A 15,923-nucleotide genomic window follows, 5' to 3' on the forward strand; every position below is an offset into this window, starting at 1 on the left:
GGGGGGCCGCACCCCCGCGTCGTGTCGTACCGAAGGAGATCCACCGTGCTCGTGCTGCTGCCGCCGTCCGAAGGAAAGGCCGCCGGCGGCTCCGGCGCACCCCTGGAGCCGCAGTCGCTGTCGCTGCCCGGTCTCGCCGCGGCCCGTGCGGGGGTCCTGGACGAACTGGTCGAGCTGTGCGCGGGCGACGAGCTCAAGGCGCGCGAGGTGCTGGGCCTGAGCGAGGGCCTGCGCGGCGAGGTCGCCAAGAACGCGGGGCTGCGGTCGGCGCCGGCCCGGCCGGCCGGGGAGATCTACACCGGTGTGCTGTACGACGCGCTGGGGCTGGCGGACCTGACCCCGGCGGCGCGGGCGCTGGCCGAGGAGGCGCTGCTGGTCTTCTCGGGGCTGTGGGGCGCGGTGCGCATCACGGACCGGATCCCGTCGTACCGCTGCTCGATGGGCGTGAAGCTGCCGGGGTGCGGGGCCTTGGGGGCGTACTGGCGGGAGCCGATGGCGCAGGTACTGCCCGAGGCCGCCGGGGAGGGGCTGGTGCTGGACCTGCGGTCGGCGGCGTACGGATCCGCCTGGAAGCCGAAGGGCGAGGTGGCGGGGCGGACGGCCACCGTGCGGGTGCTGCACGCGCAGATGGTGGACGGCGTGGAGAAGCGGTCCGTGGTGAGCCACTTCAACAAGGCGACGAAGGGACGGCTGGTGCGCGACCTCCTGCTCGCGGGGGCGGTTCCGGCGTCGCCGGCCGAGCTGGTCGAGGCCCTGCGGGACCTGGGCTACGTGGTCGAGGCCGACGCCCCGGCGAAGGCCGCGAAGGCCTGGTCCCTCGACGTGGTCGTGACCCAGATCCACCACTGACCCGCGGCTCGCCGCCTTAGGGCCCCGCCGGGGGCCGAAGGCGAGGAACTCGCGCACGCTCCTGCTGTCCTGTGCCCCGCCCTGGGGCCACGGGCCTGGCCCTGCCCCGGCCTTCCAGCGGGCGGGCCAGGGGCCTAGCGGTCCCGGGCGGGCCAGGGGCCTAGCGGCCCAGGGGCCAGGCGACCGCGGCCGGGGTCAGGTCGGTGGTGCCCGCGTACGTGGCGCAGGCGTCCGTCAGCGTTTCCAGGAGGGTGAGGGGGTCCGGGAGGGGGTGGTCCATGCCACGGAGCCAGGTGACCGAGTGGTCACCGGGCAGGGCCGCCGGGGGGACCAGGACGTAGCTGCCGCGGCAGTGCCAGCGCAGGCCCGGGTGCTCGTCCATCGTCTCGGGGTGGCAGTCCAGTTCGCAGGGCCACCACTCGTCCTCGTCCTCGGGGGTGCCGCGGGTGGCGGTGAAGAAGAGCATCCGCGCCTGGTCCCCGGTGCCGCCCGACTCGGCGACCGGCCCGACCTCGATGCCGGCTTCCAGCAGGCGGGCGAGCGCGTTGGCGCCGGCTTCCAGCGGGACGTCGAGTACGTCGTGGACCATGCCGGTCGCGGTGATGAAGTTGGCCTGGGGCTGGTTGCGCGCCCAGCGTTCGACCTGGGCGCGGTCGGTGGTCGACTGGGTCTGCCAGGCGAAGGAGAGGGGGTGTCGCGCGGGAGTGGGGCAGCCGATGCGGTCGCACGAACACCGGTAGCCGGCGGGATGGGCGGCGGGTGCGAGCGGCAGGCCGGCGGCGGCGACGGCCAGGAGGAGCGCCTCGCGCTCTTGTCCGGGGTCCTCGGCGACGGGTTTCTGCCGCCGGCGCAGCCACTGGGAAATCCTGCTCTGCTCGCCGCGTTTGACGCGGCCGGACTCAGACCCCATCTATCCCCTCACCTCACCGTATCCCCGGCGGACCTTCACATGGTCCCACCATCCTGCGCCCCGGGTGACCGGTCTCGGTGACCGGGGGGTTGGAGATGGGTGACCGGCAACCCCCACATAACCACAGAATCCGGCCATTTGGTTTCGCGTCAGGGGACGGTGACGTTGGCCACCCCGCCCAGCACCCGGTCCACGAGGGCGTCGGCGAAGGCGTGCGTCAGCGGCTGCGTCCGCAGCAGCCAGCGGTACGTCAGCGGGCCGAGCAGCATCTCCACCGTCAGCCGCAGGTCGGTGTCCGGCGCGAGCTGTCCGGCGTCCCGCGCGGTGCGCAACCGCGCCTCGTACAGGGCGAGCTGCGGCTCGAGCAGCCGCTCGTTGAAGCGGGCGCCGAGCTCGGGGTCGGTGGCGCCGGCCGCCGTCAGGGCGCGCGCGGGGGCCTCGTACTTCTCGTCGCACAGCTCGTCCACCGTCGCCCGCAGGACGTACTTCAGGTCGGCCGCGAGGTCCCCGGTGTCGGGGAAGCCGGTCCACCGGGCCTCCGTCTCCGCGTCCCCGGCGAGCGAGAGCGAGGCGTCGAGGAGGACCGCGGCCTTCGACGGCCACCAGCGGTAGATGGTCTGCTTGCCGACTCCGGCGCGGGCGGCGATGGCCTCGACGGTCAGCTTGTTGTACCCGACCTCCCCGACCAGGGCGAGCGCGGCGTCGAGGATGGCCCGCCGGGAGCGGTCGCTGCGGCGGGTTGCATCAGGGGCCTTGGCGGGCGGTTTGGTCATGTCCTGAAACTACCAACCGAGACGTCTCGTCTTCCTCTTGTCCGCTAAACCACCCAATCAGTTCACTGCGGTGTCCGGCGTGAGGAGAGACGATTCTCTCCACACTCGTCGTAAGTCGTGAGGAGCCTTCTTTGCGCAGAGTCGCCACACCCCGGCGCTACCTGATGTGCCCACCGGCACACTTCAAGGTCACCTACTCCATCAACCCGTGGATGGATCCCACGAAACCGGTGGACCTGCCCCTCGCACTCGCCCAGTGGGAGGACCTGAGGGACCGTTACCGCTCCCTCGGGCACACCGTCGAAACCCTCGAACCGCACCCCGAACTGCCGGACATGGTCTTCGCGGCGAACGGGGCCCTCGTCGTCGACGGGCGGGTGCTCGGGGCCCGGTTCGCCCATCCGGAGCGGGCGGCCGAGGCCGAGATCCACCTCGAGTGGTTCCGCAGCCACGGCTACCGGGAGGTTCACGAGCCGTCCCACGTGAACGAGGGCGAGGGCGACTTCGCCGTCACCGCCAGCTACATCCTGGCCGGCCGGGGCTTCCGCTCCAGCCCGCTCTCGCACGACGAGGCCCAGGAGTTCTTCGGCCGCCCCGTCATCGGCCTCGACCTGGTGGACCCGCGCTACTACCACCTGGACACGGCCCTGTGCGTCCTCGACGGCGACGAGGTCATGTACCACCCGCCCGCCTTCTCGCCGGGCAGCAGGGCCGTACTGCGGCGCCTCTTCCCCGACGCGCTGCTCGCCGGGGAGGAGGACGCGGCGGCCCTGGGGATGAACGCGGTCTCGGACGGACGGCACGTCCTGCTCCCGCAGGCGGCGACCGGACTGCTGGCGCCGCTGCGGGACCGGGGCTTCGAGCCGGTGCCGATGGACCTGGGCGAGCTGCTCAAGGGCGGCGGCAGCGTGAAGTGCTGCACCCAGGAGCTGCGGCCCGGGACGGACTAGTCCTCTTCGGAAGGGGGCGGCCAGGCCTGGCCCCAGTCGGCGTCCCGCGCCGCCTTGTAGAGGTCCCCGTGGCGCTTGGTCACGTTGACCCGGGTCAGGCCCTCGCCCTCGGGCCCGCACAGTTCCAGCAGTACGAGCCCCTTGCGGATCTGCGGCTTCCGCGTGATCCGGGAGGCGGCCGGCCCGGCCGGGAAGCGGGTCGCGGCGACGTAGCTGAACTTCTCGTCCTCGTACGGGAGCGAGCCGCCCTTGACCTGCCGGTGCAGCGAGGACCGGCTGACCCGCGCCGAGAAGTGGCACCAGTCCTTCCCGACCTCGATCGGGCAGGTCCCGTCGTGCGGGCAGGGCGCGGCCACCCGCAGGCCTGCCGCGATCAGCTGGTCGCGGGCCTCGCGGATGCGCAGGTACCCCTCGGGTGTGCCGGGCTCGATCAGCACCACGGCCTGGCCGGCCCGCGCCGCCTCGGCGACGACGGCCGTACGGGCCTGGGGGGTCAGCTCGCCCAGCACGTACGAGACCGTCACCAGGTCGGCCTCGGGCAGCGTCAGCCCGGAGCCGATGACCGCCCGCCGCCAGTGCGCGCCGCGCAGCACCTGCGAGGTGGAGGCGGCCGCCAGCTCACGGCCCAGGGTCAGCGCCGGCTCGGCCCAGTCGAGCACCGTGGTCTCGCGCGGGCCCTCCCAGGTCGCGTCCACCGCCCAGGTCGCGGCGCCCGTGCCGCCGCCCACGTCCACGTGCGAGCCCGGTGCCCACTGCGGGGCCGCCTCGGCGAGGCCGTCCAGGGCGGCCCGGACGGCCTCGAAGGTGGCCGGCATCCGGTACGCCGCGTACGCCGCCACGTCGGAGCGGTCGCGCAGCACGGGCGCGTCGGTGGGGGTCCGCCCCCGGTAGCTGGCGATGAGCCGCTCGACGGCGGCCGCGGCCTGCTTGGGCGGGAGTCCGTCGAGCAGCCCGCCGAGCGCGCTGCGGAGGGTGTCGGCGGTGGTGGGGGCGGAGGCGTTCACCTGCGAAGTTTACGGCGCTGCGGACAGCTCTGACGCGCGGCTGCGCCACGGGCGGCACAGGCCGGCGAAGCAGGCCACCGCCAGCAGCGAGCAGACCAGCTGCACCACTGCCATCGGCACCGCGGTGTCCTCGCCCGCGATCCCGACCAGCGGTGAGGCGACCGCGCCGACCAGGAAGGAGGAGGTGCCGATCAGCGCGGACGCCGAGCCGGCGGCGTGCGGGGTGCGCATGAGCGCCTGGGCGTTGGTGTTGGGCATCACCAGGCCCATCGCGGACATCAGCACGAACAGGGCGGCGGCGATCGGGACCAGCCCGGCCTTGCCGAACACCCCGGACGCCATGAGCAGCAGGGCCACCGAGGTGACCGTGACGAGCGCGAGTCCGACGGCCAGGGTCTTGTCCATGTCGACCCGGCCGACCAGCAGCTTGCCGTTGATCTGGCCGACGGCGATCAGGCCGAAGGAGTTGACGCCGAACAGCAGGCTGAAGGCCTGGGGCGAAGCACCGTAGATCTCCTGCACCACGAAGGGGGAGGCGGCGATGTACGAGAACAGCACCGCGAAGGCGAAACCGCCGGCCAGGGTGTAGCCGGTGAAGACGCGGTCGCCGAGCAGTCCCCGCATGGTCCGCAGGGCCGCGCCGACGCCGCCCGTCTGGCGCCGCTCGGGCGGCAGGGTCTCGCCCAGGCTGCGCCACACCATCAGGGTGAGCACCAGGCCCACGGCGGTGAGGACGACGAAGACCCCGCGCCAGTCGGAGAAGCGCAGCACCTGGCCGCCGATGAGCGGGGCGACGATCGGGGCGGTGCCGGATATGAGCATCAGGTTGGAGAAGAACCGGGCCATCTCGACCCCGTCGTACAGGTCGCGCACCACGGCCCGGGCGATGACGATCGCGGCCGCGCCGGCCAGGCCCTGGAGCAGGCGGAAGGCGATCAGCAGCTCGGCGGTCGGGGCGAGGGCGCAGATCGCCGTGGCCAGGACGTACACGGCCATGCCGATGAGCAGCGGTGTGCGCCGGCCCCACTTGTCGCTCATGGGGCCGATGACGAGCTGGCCCAGTGCCATGCCGGCGAGGCAGGCGGTGAGGGTGAGCTGGATGGTGGCGGCGGGGCTGTGCAGGACGTTGGTGACCTCCGGCAGGGCGGGGAGGTACATGTCCATGGACAGCGGGGGGAGGGCGGTGAGCCCGCCGAGTATGAAGGTGACCAGCAGGCCGGTGCGGCGTGCGGCCTTCAGGGGTGCGGCGGCGGTGGGGGCGGAGGGCGTTTCGGGTGACGGTTCGTGTGAACGGGCCGTCACGGGGCCTCTCTCCGACATGCGGAACTCCAGTCTGCTTGTCTTCTTTATGCACCCCTGACCGACCCATGCTCTCAGCAATCGGAACGTCCGGGGACCGGGGCGCCGTGTGACGTACTCTGCGGCCCCATGGACGAACCCACGAAGAAGATCGCTGTAGTCACGGGGGCCGGCTCGGGAATCGGCCGCTCCGTGGCCCTGGCCCTCGCCGCGGCCGGCTGGGCCGTGGCGGTCGCGGGCCGCCGTGCGGAGCCGCTGGAGGAGACCGCCGCGGCGGCCGGCGAGGGCGCCGACGTGCTCTGCGTCCGGACGGACGTCAGCGATCCGGACGAGGTCGCTGCGCTGTTCGGGGCGGTGCGCGAGCGGTACGGGCGCCTCGACCTGCTCTTCAACAACGCGGGCACCTTCGGCCCGGGCGGCGTCCCGGTGGAGGACCTCTCCTACGAGGCCTGGCGCTCGGTGGTCGACGTCAACCTGACCGGAGCCTTCCTGTGCGCGCAGGCCGCCTTCAAGCAGATGAAGGCGCAGGACCCGCAGGGCGGCCGCATCATCAACAACGGCTCGATCTCGGCGCACGTGCCGCGCCCTCACTCCATCGCCTACACCGCGACCAAGCACGCGATGACCGGCCTGACCAAGTCCCTGTCGCTGGACGGGCGCCCGTACCGGATCGCCTGCGGCCAGATCGACATCGGCAACGCGGCCACCGAGATGACCGAGCGGATGCAGACCGGCATCCTCCAGGCCAACGGGCAGCTGGCCGTCGAACCGGTGATGGACGCCGCCGACGTGGCGCGCACGGTGCTGCACATGGCGCAGCTCCCGCTGGAGGCGAACGTGCAGTTCGCGACGGTAATGGCGACGGCGATGCCGTACATCGGGCGGGGCTGATCGGTACGGGAACCCCGTTGCCAGGGCCGCGAGCGCGGACGATCATGGCGCCATGACCGATACCCGTACCCAGGTACTGCGCTACACGGCCTTCTCCGGCGACCCGGCGGGCGGCAACCCCGCCGGGGTCGTGCTCGACGCGTCCGGCCTGGACGACTCCGCGATGCTGGGCATCGCCGCCGGACTCGGCTACAGCGAGACGGCCTTCCTGACCGCCCCGCCCGAGGGGCTGGACGGCGAGCCGGGCCGCGCCTTCACCGTCCGCTACTTCAGCCCGAAGGCGGAGGTCCCGTTCTGCGGGCACGCCACCATCGCCACCGCCGTGGCGCTGGGGGAGCGGATCGGCCCCGGAGAGCTGGTCCTCGCGACGCGGGCGGGAACCGTCCCGGTGTCCGTCACCGTGCAGGGCGGGCTGCTGCGGGCGACGCTGACCAGCGTGGAGCCGCACACCGAGGAGATCGGCGCGGCCGACCTCGCCGAGGCGCTGGCCGCGCTGGACTGGCCGCAGGCGGACCTGGACCCGGCGTTCCCGCCCCGGATCGCCTACGCCGGAGCCCGCCACCTGGTGCTGGGCGCCGGCACCCGGGCCCGGCTCGCGGACCTCGCGTACGACTTCTCCCGGCTGGAGGCGCTGATGCGGCGCCTGGACCTGACCACCGTGCAGCTGGTGCACCGGGCGGGCCCGGCCGAGTTCCACGTGCGGGACCCCTTCCCGGTCGGCGGAGTCGTCGAGGACCCGGCGACGGGCGCCGCCGCGGCCGCCTTCGGCGCGTACGCCCGCGAACTCGGCCTGGTCCCGCAGGACGCCGTGCTCACCCTGCACCAGGGCGCGGACATGGGCCGGCCGGGGGTGCTCACGGTGGAACTGCGCGCCGGGGACCCGCGGGTACGGGTGGGCGGTACGGGCGTCCGCATTCCCTGAGGCAGGTGACCCCGCACGGCCGCCCGGGGGCGGGACCGGGCTGCTTCACGCGCCTGCGCGTCCCGCCCACCAGCCGGGGGAGCACCGACCGCCCGGGGTGAGGGTCAGCCGGCGGGGGCGGCGTCCGGGGCTGCGGAATCGGGGGAATCCGCGGACGCCGGGGCCTGCGGGGGCTGCGCCTTCTGCTGCGCCTTCGCGTCCGCGGGGCGGCCGCGGCCGGCGAAGAACAGCACCAGCACCGGTACCAGGTACAGCGCCCACACCGTCAGCTGGAGCACGGTGGGGTCCGGCTGGAAGTTGAACACGCCCTTGAGCACGGTCCCGTACCAGCTGTCCGGCGGGACCGCCGCGCTGACGTCGAAGGCCTTGTCGCCGAGGCCGCCGAGGAAGCGGGCCTCCTGCAGGTCGTGGACCCCGTACGCGAGCACGCCGGCGGCGACGACCACCAGCATGGCGCCGGTCCACGTGAAGAACCGGGCCAGATTGATCTTCAGGGCGCCGCGGTAGAACAGCCAGCCCAGCACGATCGCCGTCGCGATGCCCAGCAGGACGCCGGCCAGCGGGGCGGAGGAGCCCTCGCCGCTGGCCCGTACCGAGGCCCACACGAACAGCGCGGTCTCCAGGCCCTCGCGGCCCACGGCCAGGAAGGCCGTGGCCACCAGCGCCCCGGTGCCCATGGCCAGCGCCGAGTCGAGCTTGCCGTGCAGCTCGGCCTTCAGGTGCCGCGCGGTGCGCTTCATCCAGAAGACCATCCACGTCACCAGGCCCACCGAGATGATGGAGAGGGTGCCGCCGAGCAGCTCCTGCGCCTCGAAGGTCAGCTCCTGCGTGCCGAATTCGAGCATCGCGCCGAAGGCGAGCGAGATCCCGCAGGCGATCGCGATGCCGAGCCAGACCGGGCGCAGCGCGTCCCGTCGCCCGGTCTTCACCAGGTAGGCGACGAGGATGCAGACGACCAGGCTGGCCTCCAGCCCCTCGCGCAGGCCGATCAGATAGTTGCCGAACACGGCGGTTGTTCCTCTCCGGCGGGGACTACGCGAACAGCGTCCGGCCCCACCAGTCGTCCTTGTCGCGGACGCCCGGCGGGACGGCGAAGACGGCCGAACCCACGTGCTGGATGTATTCGTTGAGGACGTCGGCCTTCGCCAGGCTGCGCTGCACCGGGATGAAGCCCTTGCGGACGTCGCGCTGGTAGGCGAGGAAGAACAGGCCCGCGTCGAGGCGGCCCAGGCCGTCCGTGCCGTCGGTGAAGGAGTAGCCGCGGCGCAGCATCATCGCGCCGTTGTTGGAGTCGGGGTGGGCGAGGCGGACGTGCGCCTCGGGCTTCATCGCCTTCAGGAACGGCTCGTCGCGCTCCTTGGACTTGCCGACGGGGGCGCCCTCGCCCTTGTCGCGGCCGAAGATGTCCTCCTGCTCCTGGAGCGGGGTGCGGTCCCAGATCTCGATGTTCATCCGGATCCGCCGGGCCACCAGGTAGGAGCCGCCGGTCATCCAGTCGCTGCCGTCGCCCGCGCCCACCCACACGTGCTTGTCCAGGGCGGCCTTGTCGGTGCCCGAGATGTTCCGGGTGCCGTCCTTGAAGCCCATCATGTTGCGCGGGGTCTGCTCTTCGGGCGTGGTCGACGATGTCTTGCCGAAGCCCAGCTGCGACCAGCGCACGACGGTCTTGCCGAAGCCGATGCGGGCGAGCTGGCGGATGGCGTGCACGGCGACCTGCGGGTCGTCGGCGCAGGCCTGGACGCAGAGGTCGCCGCCGGAGCGGGCCGGGTCCAGGTTGTCGCCGGGGAAGAGCTCCAGGTCCACCAGCGCCTCGGGGCGCTTGCCCTCCAGGCCGAACCGGTTCTTGGCGAACAGGCCCGGCCCGAAGCCGATGGTGAGCGTGAGCCGGGAGGCCTTGAGGCCCAGCGCCTCGCCCGTGTCGTCCGGCGGGGCCTCCGGCAGGCCGCCGAAGCCGCCTTCGCCGACGGGCAGGCCGGCGGTCATGCGGCGGGCCGCCTCCGTCCACTCCTTGAGGAGGGTGACCAGCTCCTCGCGGTCCTTCGTCTTCACGTCGAAGGCCGCGAAGTGCAGGCGGTCCTGCACGGCGCTCGCGATGCCGGCCTGGTGCTCGCCGTGGAACGGCACGGCCGCCCCGGCGGCGGCCGCCGACACCATGTCCGACCCGCCGCCGAAGACCGCGACCGCACCGCCGGCCCCGGCCGCGCCGAGCGCGAGCCCGGCGCCGCCCCAGCCCAGGACGGAGCGCCGCGAGGGCGCGGAGGCCGCCGCGCTCCCCCCGCCGTCCTGCTGCGGCTGCTGCTGCTCCGCCGTCTGCGACTCGCTCATCGTGCTCTCTCCCGCCTGCTCGTGGGGCTGCCGGTTACTTCGCGACCGCGGCGGCGAGCTTGGAGAGCGGCTCGCCCAGCGCGCTGACGCCGTCCGAGAGCTCCTTGCGCTCCGCCTCGCCGACCTTGTCGTACGAGGTGAACTCGTAGGAGGTCTTGTCCGCGCGGTACTTGTCCAGCAGCTCGTTCATGGCCGCGAACTGGGTGTCCAGCTGCTTGGCGAGCTCCGGGTCGTTCTTGGAGGCGATCGCCTTGAGGACGTCGTACGCCTTCTGCGCGCCCTCGACGTTGGCCTTGAAGTCGACCAGGTCGGTGTGGGAGTAACGCTCCTCCTCACCCGTGACCTTGCCGGTGGCGACCTCGTCCAGGAGCTCCTTGGCGCCGTTGGCGATCGAGGTGGGGGTGATCTCCGCCTGGCCGACCTTCTTCTGCCAGTCGGTCAGGTCCGCCATCAGGGTGTCGGCGAGCTTCTTCTCCTCGTCGCCGATCTTGTTGTCGGCCCACAGGGCCTTCTCCAGACGGTGCCAGCCGGTCCAGTCCTTCGCCGGGTCCTGGCCGGCCTCCAGGCCGTCCTCGCGGACGTCGACCTTCGGGTCGATGTCACCGAAGGACTCGGCGACCGGCTCGGTGCGCTCCCAGCCGATGCGGGAGGGGGCGTACAGCTTCTTCGCGGCCTCGACGTCGCCGGACTTGACCGCGTCCGCGAAGGCCTGCGCCTTGGGGAGGGTCTCCTCGGCCTGCTGGACCACGTACGCGCGGTAGGCGGCGACCGCGGCGTCCATCTCGGGGCTGCGCTTCTCCTCGCCGCCCTTGCCGGTGGCCTTGACCTTCTGGGCGATTCCGTCGCCCTTCATGCCGGGCTTGCACACGATCTCGTAGTCGCCCGCCTTGATCTCGGCGGTGATGGAGGCCTTGGTGCCGGGGCCGATGTTCTCGCGCTCGGTCACGATGCGGGCGTCCGGGAAGAGGACGTAGACCTCGGTGACCTTCGAGCCCTTGTTCTCGACGTCGATCTGCACCTTGCCGGACGGGAACTCCGTCTTCGACACGTCGCAGGCGCTGTCGGAAGCCGCGACCTTGATCACGCCGTCGCCGCCCGCGTCGCTCTTCTGGGAGCAGCCGGTGACGGCGGTCAGGGCTGCCGCCACGGAGGCGGCGGCGATGACGGTGAGGCGGGCGGGGCGCATAGGGGGCTCCTGGGCGTCGGACGAGGGGGCCGTCCCAAGGGGGAGAGGCCGGTGAGGCGGACCTAACTTAACCGAGGCTTACCTGACCCATACCCACCCGTGCAGTGATTCAGCTCTCACCTTTTCGCGGCGGACACGGACCCGTCACGGACGCTTCAGGGTGACCCCATGGCCGGGTCAAGCGGAGGTCAAGCCCGGGTGACCGTTCCGTACTCCGGAATTTACCGACAAGATGTCGGGAACGCATTGACTGAGGCATACCCGAGCAGGAAGATCGGATGGGGCGGGCTTGCCGCCACGTCTGGTTCCCCTTCCTGGAGGTCCGTCTTGGACGCCTTCTCTACGGTCATCCGCGTCGCCTCGCACGAGCAGCACACCGAAGCAGAGACGTCCACCTTCATGAGCGACCTGCTGGGCGGCCGGCTCGGGGTGGACGCGTTCACCCGCTACACCGAGCAGCTGTGGTTCGTGTACCGGGCCCTGGAGGACGCGGCCGAGTCGCTGAAGGACGACCCGGTGGCCGGTCCGTTCATCCAGCCCGAGCTGATGCGCGTCGCCGAGATCGAGCGCGACCTGGCGCACCTGCGGGGACCGCACTGGCGTGAGAGCCTGGTGGCCCTGCCCGCGACCGAGGCCTACGCCGCCCGGGTGGCCCAGTGCGCCGCCGAATGGCCGGGCGGCTACGTCGCCCACCACTACACCCGCTACCTGGGGGACCTGTCCGGCGGCCAGATCATCCGCGACAAGGCGGAGCGCACCTGGGGCTTCGAGCGCAAGGGCGACGGCGTCCGCTTCTACGTCTTCGCGGACATCTCCAACCCGGCGGCCTTCAAGCGGACCTACCGGGAGCTGCTCGACGCGATCGCCGCGGACGACTTGGAGAAGCAGCGCATCGTCGATGAGTGCAAGCGCGCCTTCGACTTCAACGGGGCGGTCTTCCGCGAGCTGGGCGGCGAGTTCCCGCTCAGCGCGTAGACCCGGGGTGCGGAAAGGGCCGGTCCGGTGCACTGAGCACCGGACCGGCCCTTCGGGCTCGCGCGCGGGCCGCCGCGTCGGACCCGCGGGCTCCGCGCGCGGACGGCTACGCCGGGCCGCGCCCCGGGGCGAAGCGGACGCGTCCGCCGATCTCCACGGTGCCGTCGGGGCCGGGGGCGGTGAGGATCTGGGAGCCCTCGCCCTGGGTGATGTTCAGGGCGCGGTTCAGCTGGGCGGTGAGCAGGATCGCCGCCGAGCCGGTGGCCTCGTCCTCGGCGATGACCCCGTCGGCGCGGCGCGGAAAGCCGCGGGCCCGTACCCGGCCGGCGGTCTCGTCCTCCCAGGCCCACGCGTACAGCCAGCCCTCGCCAGGCGGCGGCGCCGGCAGCGCCTCGACCTCGGCGACCGACCCGTACTGCTCGGTGCGCTTGCCCTCGACCCACTCGGGGCGGGCCGTGATCCAGGTGAACTCCCCGTCGTCACGGGCCCATACGGAGCCGGCCGGCGGCTGGAGCTCCTCGATGTCCAGCAGCCAGGCGAGTCCGACCAGCGGGTGCCCGGCGAAGGACATCCGCGTACCGGGGGTGCGGATGTCGACGATCCCGCGCTCGGGGTCGTCGACGAACACCGTCTCGCTGTAGCCCAGTTCGGCGGCCAGGGCCTGCCGGGACGCGTCGTCGGGGCAGGCCCGGCCGTCGCGTACGACACCGAGCAGGTTGCCGTGCCGGCCGTCGCCCGCGCAGAAGACCTTCAACACGTCGAGATGATCGTTCACGCGGGCATTCAAGCACGGCTCGGCGCTCGGACGTGCGCCTCCCGCGTGCGGGGAACAGCGCTCGGAGGCGGCCAGGCGGCCTAGGGAAGGGTCAGGATCTCCGCCCCGCTGTCGGTCACCACCAGCGTGTGCTCGAACTGCGCGGTCCGCTTGCGGTCCTTCGTGACGACCGTCCAGCCGTCGTCCCACATGTCGTACTCGTGGGTGCCCAGGGTCAGCATCGGCTCGATGGTGAAGGTCATCCCGGGCTCGATGACGGTGGTGGCGTGGGGGCTGTCGTAGTGCGGGATGATCAGGCCGGAGTGGAACGAGGAATTGATGCCGTGGCCGGTGAAGTCCCGGACCACGCCGTATCCGAAGCGCTTCGCGTACGACTCGATGACCCGGCCGATGACGTTGATCTGGCGGCCCGGCTTGACGGCCTTGATGGCACGGTTCAGTGCCTCCCGGGTGCGCTCCACCAGCAGCCGCGACTCCTCGTCCACCTCCCCGCACAGGTAGGTGGCGTTGTTGTCACCGTGGACCCCGCCGATGTACGCGGTCACGTCGAGGTTCACGATGTCGCCGTCGCGCAGCACGGTGGAGTCGGGGATGCCGTGGCAGATGACCTCGTTCACCGAGGAGCACAGCGACTTCGGGAAGCCCCGGTAGCCCAGCGTCGACGGGTAGGCGCCGTGATCGCACATGTACGCGTGCGCGACCCGGTCCAGCTCGTCGGTGGTCACCCCCGGAGCGATCAGCTTGGCGGCCTCCTCCATCGCCTGGGCGGCGATCCGGCCGGCGATGCGCATGGCCTCGATGGTCTCGGCCGACTGCACCTCCGGTCCGGTGTACGGGGTGGGTGCGGGCTTGCCCACGTACTCGGGACGGCGGATGTTTCCGGGGACGGAACGGGCGGGAGAGAGCTCGCCTGGTACGAGCAGCGACTGGCCAGACATGCAAGCGAGTGTATCCAGCGGGGATGGGGCAGCATGGCGGCAGAGAGCGGTAGCAGCGGTATCGAGAGGAGCCCGACAGCAATGGCCCTTTTCAAGAAGCGCCAAGTGGGCAAACCGGGCGAGTGGTACTACTGCCTGGTCCACCAGAAGGTCGAGGAAGGTCCCGAGTGCCCCGCCAAGGACCGCTTCGGTCCGTACGGGACGCCGGAGGAGGCGGCGCACGCCATGGAGACGGCGCAGGAACGCAACCTCGAATGGCAGACCGATCCCAAGTGGAACGACAAGACGCGCGAGGAAGAGGGGGGCACCGCCCCCTGACGGCGGCTACCAGCGGCTGGGCGGCGGCGCGGTCAGCTGATCGGCCAGCCGCGCCAGCCGGTCGCGGAACCTGCGCGGCCCGCGCTGCACCGGCAGGCTGTTCTCCCCGGCCGCCGCGCTGACCAGGTGCTGCACGGTGTCCAGGTCCAGCTCCGCGCAGTCGCCGGGGACCGAGAGCGCGTCGTGCGCGAGCGTGCCCAGGTCCCCGTCGCCTCCGTCGAGGGCCAGGACGGTCGCCCCCGCGCGCCGGGCGTCGTGGACCCGCTCCAGCAGGCCCTCGCCCGGCTCCTGCGGAGCCACCACCAGCAGCGTGTGCCCGCGCCGGGCCGCCGCCAGCCTGCCCAGCCCCACCGACAGGTGCGGCGGCTCCCCGGGCAGCACGCGGTGCCGTACGAGGGTGGGCGCCAGCTCCGGCAGCCCCGACCACGCGGCCTCGTCCACCAGGTGCGCCGCCAGGTGCCAGGGCTCGTACCGCTCGGTCCCCACGAGCAGCAGGTTCCCGCCGGCCGGGACGACCGAGCGCCGCAGCGAACCGGCGAAGCGGCGCGCGGCGCCGGGCCACTGCGTACCGGCGAGGACCTCGCGCAGCAGCGCGACTCTCACGGCATCCATAGCGGCATCCTGCACCATGAACCGGACAAGCGGGAGCACTTCTTCCGCTCCCGCCTCCCGAGATCCCTCCCCTTCGACTGTGCGGTACTCGGCAGTACCCTCGCCCCCATGACCTCCACAGACAGCACGCAGCAGCCCCCAGCCAAGGCGCCCGCCAAGGACCCCTGGGACCTCCCGGACGTCTCCGGCCTCGTCGTCGGCGTCCTCGGCGGCACCGGTGACCAGGGGCGCGGCCTGGCCTACCGGCTCGCCCGGGCCGGCCAGAAGGTGATCATCGGCTCGCGCGCCGCCGACCGCGCGCACACCGCCGCCGGGGAACTGGGCCTCGGCGTGGAGGGCGCGGACAACGCCACATGCGCGCGGCGCAGCGACATCGTGATCATCGCGGTGCCGTGGGAGGGTCACGCCAAGACCCTGGAGGCGCTGCGCGAGGACCTCGCGGGCAAGCTCGTCGTGGACTGCGTCAACCCGCTCGGCTTCGACAAGCAGGGCGCCTACGCCCTCCAGGTCGAGGAAGGCAGCGCCGCCCAGCAGGCCGCCGCCCTGCTCCCGGACTCCCGCGTCACCGCGGCCTTCCACCACCTCTCGGCGGTCCTGCTCCAGGACGAGTCGATCGAGGAGATCGACACCGACGTGATGGTCCTCGGCGAATCCCGCGCGGACACCGACCTCGTCCAGGCCCTCGCCGCCCGCATCCCGGGCATGCGCGGCGTCTTCGCGGGCCGCCTGCGCAACGCCCACCAGGTCGAATCCCTGGTGGCCAACCTCATCTCGGCCAACCGCCGCTACAAGGCCCACGCGGGCCTGCGCCTCACGGACGTCTGACCGGGCCGGACCGGGATTCCGGCCGTCCTTACGGAACCATTGCGGGGCATGGGAGACACTGGTGGGGCTCGACCCCGTTCAGTGTTTTCGAGGAGCTCCCCCCATGCCCCGCCTTGCCGTGTTCGCCGTAGTCGTCTGCGTCCTTGCCGTCGCCGCAGCCGTCGTCGCCTTCGTGGAGGGCAGCTTCCTCGGGATCGTGTGGGTGCTGCTGGCGGGCCTCACGTCCAACATGGCCTGGTACTACATCCGCAAGGCCAAGGCCGACAAGGCGGCGCGGGTCTAGGGGGTGTCTGACGGAGGTCCGCGGCGTCGCGGTGCCCGGCACGCACTCTCGCCGCACCGGCCGAAAGCCCAAGTACGTCCAGTACGGG

The 15,923-nt window shown here is 72.4% G+C and carries 18 protein-coding genes; 8 read left to right on the forward strand and 10 right to left on the reverse strand.

The features are described from left to right. Positions 1-45 precede the first annotated feature (45 nt). A complete protein-coding gene (gene yaaA, locus AB0D44_RS26515) occupies positions 46-849 on the forward strand; it encodes a peroxide stress protein YaaA (protein ID WP_362595397.1) in 804 nt (267 codons plus the stop codon). 160 nt (positions 850-1,009) lie between these two features. Here yaaA and AB0D44_RS26520 read toward each other — a convergent pair whose 3' ends face one another. Together AB0D44_RS26520 and AB0D44_RS26525 are read right to left on the reverse strand one after the other, a co-directional pair. Continuing rightward, on the reverse strand, positions 1,010-1,759 hold the full coding sequence (locus AB0D44_RS26520; protein WP_362595399.1) for a bifunctional DNA primase/polymerase: 750 nt from the start codon (positions 1,757-1,759) through the stop codon (positions 1,010-1,012). A 149-nt stretch (positions 1,760-1,908) separates the two neighbouring features. Next, positions 1,909-2,532, reverse strand: a complete 624-nt coding sequence (locus tag AB0D44_RS26525; RefSeq protein WP_362595401.1) for a TetR/AcrR family transcriptional regulator — start codon at positions 2,530-2,532, stop codon at positions 1,909-1,911. A gap of 131 nt (positions 2,533-2,663) precedes the next feature. Here AB0D44_RS26525 and ddaH point away from each other — a divergent pair, with 131 nt between their 5' ends. Beyond that, entirely contained in the window at positions 2,664-3,482 is an 819-nt protein-coding gene (ddaH, locus tag AB0D44_RS26530; protein WP_362595403.1) for a dimethylargininase, read from the forward strand. Here the strand turns inward: ddaH and AB0D44_RS26535 are convergent. Together AB0D44_RS26535 and AB0D44_RS26540 are read right to left on the reverse strand one after the other, a co-directional pair. Next, positions 3,479-4,486, reverse strand: coding sequence for a small ribosomal subunit Rsm22 family protein (locus AB0D44_RS26535; RefSeq protein ID WP_362595405.1), 1,008 nt, complete (start codon positions 4,484-4,486; stop codon positions 3,479-3,481). The two genes, ddaH and AB0D44_RS26535, sit on opposite strands and share 4 nt — an antisense overlap. A gap of 9 nt (positions 4,487-4,495) precedes the next feature. Continuing rightward, positions 4,496-5,806: a multidrug effflux MFS transporter gene (locus AB0D44_RS26540; protein ID WP_362595407.1), complete on the reverse strand. Its 1,311-nt coding sequence runs from the start codon at positions 5,804-5,806 to the stop codon at positions 4,496-4,498. A 108-nt stretch (positions 5,807-5,914) separates the two neighbouring features. Here AB0D44_RS26540 and AB0D44_RS26545 point away from each other — a divergent pair, with 108 nt between their 5' ends. Continuing rightward, a complete protein-coding gene (locus tag AB0D44_RS26545; protein ID WP_362595409.1) occupies positions 5,915-6,676 on the forward strand; it encodes an SDR family oxidoreductase in 762 nt (253 codons plus the stop codon). A gap of 52 nt (positions 6,677-6,728) precedes the next feature. Beyond that, entirely contained in the window at positions 6,729-7,598 is an 870-nt protein-coding gene (locus AB0D44_RS26550) for a PhzF family phenazine biosynthesis isomerase (protein ID WP_362595411.1), read from the forward strand. A gap of 104 nt (positions 7,599-7,702) precedes the next feature. Here the strand turns inward: AB0D44_RS26550 and efeU are convergent, their stop codons facing one another. Genes efeU through efeO form a run of 3 tightly spaced genes read right to left on the reverse strand, consistent with a single transcriptional unit; the run spans position 7,703 to position 11,109 of the window. Further along, a complete protein-coding gene (gene efeU, locus AB0D44_RS26555) occupies positions 7,703-8,605 on the reverse strand; it encodes an iron uptake transporter permease EfeU (protein ID WP_362595413.1) in 903 nt (300 codons plus the stop codon). A 25-nt stretch (positions 8,606-8,630) separates the two neighbouring features. Beyond that, positions 8,631-9,923 (reverse strand): iron uptake transporter deferrochelatase/peroxidase subunit, encoded by a 1,293-nt coding sequence (gene efeB / locus AB0D44_RS26560; RefSeq protein ID WP_362595415.1) that lies wholly within the window; start codon positions 9,921-9,923, stop codon positions 8,631-8,633. A 34-nt stretch (positions 9,924-9,957) separates the two neighbouring features. After that, positions 9,958-11,109 carry an iron uptake system protein EfeO gene (efeO, locus tag AB0D44_RS26565; protein WP_362595417.1) on the reverse strand — a complete coding sequence of 384 codons (1,152 nt, stop codon included), beginning with the start codon at positions 11,107-11,109 and terminating at the stop codon, positions 9,958-9,960. A 327-nt stretch (positions 11,110-11,436) separates the two neighbouring features. On the opposite strand from efeO, the gene AB0D44_RS26570 reads away from it, so the two are divergent. Continuing rightward, positions 11,437-12,084: a biliverdin-producing heme oxygenase gene (locus AB0D44_RS26570; RefSeq protein ID WP_362595419.1), complete on the forward strand. Its 648-nt coding sequence runs from the start codon at positions 11,437-11,439 to the stop codon at positions 12,082-12,084. 106 nt (positions 12,085-12,190) lie between these two features. Here AB0D44_RS26570 and AB0D44_RS26575 read toward each other — a convergent pair whose 3' ends face one another. Continuing rightward, positions 12,191-12,859: a PhzF family phenazine biosynthesis protein gene (locus AB0D44_RS26575; RefSeq protein ID WP_362595421.1), complete on the reverse strand. Its 669-nt coding sequence runs from the start codon at positions 12,857-12,859 to the stop codon at positions 12,191-12,193. A gap of 80 nt (positions 12,860-12,939) precedes the next feature. Then, the gene (gene map, locus AB0D44_RS26580; protein WP_362595423.1) at positions 12,940-13,797 is read right to left on the reverse strand and encodes a type I methionyl aminopeptidase; all 858 of its coding nucleotides are present in this window, start codon (positions 13,795-13,797) and stop codon (positions 12,940-12,942) included. 81 nt (positions 13,798-13,878) lie between these two features. Here map and AB0D44_RS26585 point away from each other — a divergent pair, with 81 nt between their 5' ends. Next, positions 13,879-14,115, forward strand: coding sequence for a hypothetical protein (locus tag AB0D44_RS26585; protein WP_362595425.1), 237 nt, complete (start codon positions 13,879-13,881; stop codon positions 14,113-14,115). A gap of 6 nt (positions 14,116-14,121) precedes the next feature. On the opposite strand, the gene AB0D44_RS26590 is transcribed toward AB0D44_RS26585, so the two are convergent. Continuing rightward, complete coding sequence (locus tag AB0D44_RS26590; protein WP_362595427.1) at positions 14,122-14,727, reverse strand: hypothetical protein; 606 nt, start codon at positions 14,725-14,727, stop codon at positions 14,122-14,124. Positions 14,728-14,835: 108 nt separating this feature from the next. On the opposite strand from AB0D44_RS26590, the gene npdG reads away from it, so the two are divergent. Together npdG and AB0D44_RS26600 are read left to right on the forward strand one after the other, a co-directional pair. Beyond that, positions 14,836-15,552, forward strand: a complete 717-nt coding sequence (npdG, locus tag AB0D44_RS26595; RefSeq protein ID WP_362595429.1) for an NADPH-dependent F420 reductase — start codon at positions 14,836-14,838, stop codon at positions 15,550-15,552. A gap of 103 nt (positions 15,553-15,655) precedes the next feature. Further along, a complete protein-coding gene (locus tag AB0D44_RS26600; protein ID WP_362595431.1) occupies positions 15,656-15,835 on the forward strand; it encodes a hypothetical protein in 180 nt (59 codons plus the stop codon). The last annotated feature ends 88 nt before the right edge of the window (positions 15,836-15,923 follow it).

The organism is Streptomyces sp. NPDC048349 (assembly GCF_040651925.1).
Classification (GTDB): domain Bacteria; phylum Actinomycetota; class Actinomycetes; order Streptomycetales; family Streptomycetaceae; genus Streptomyces.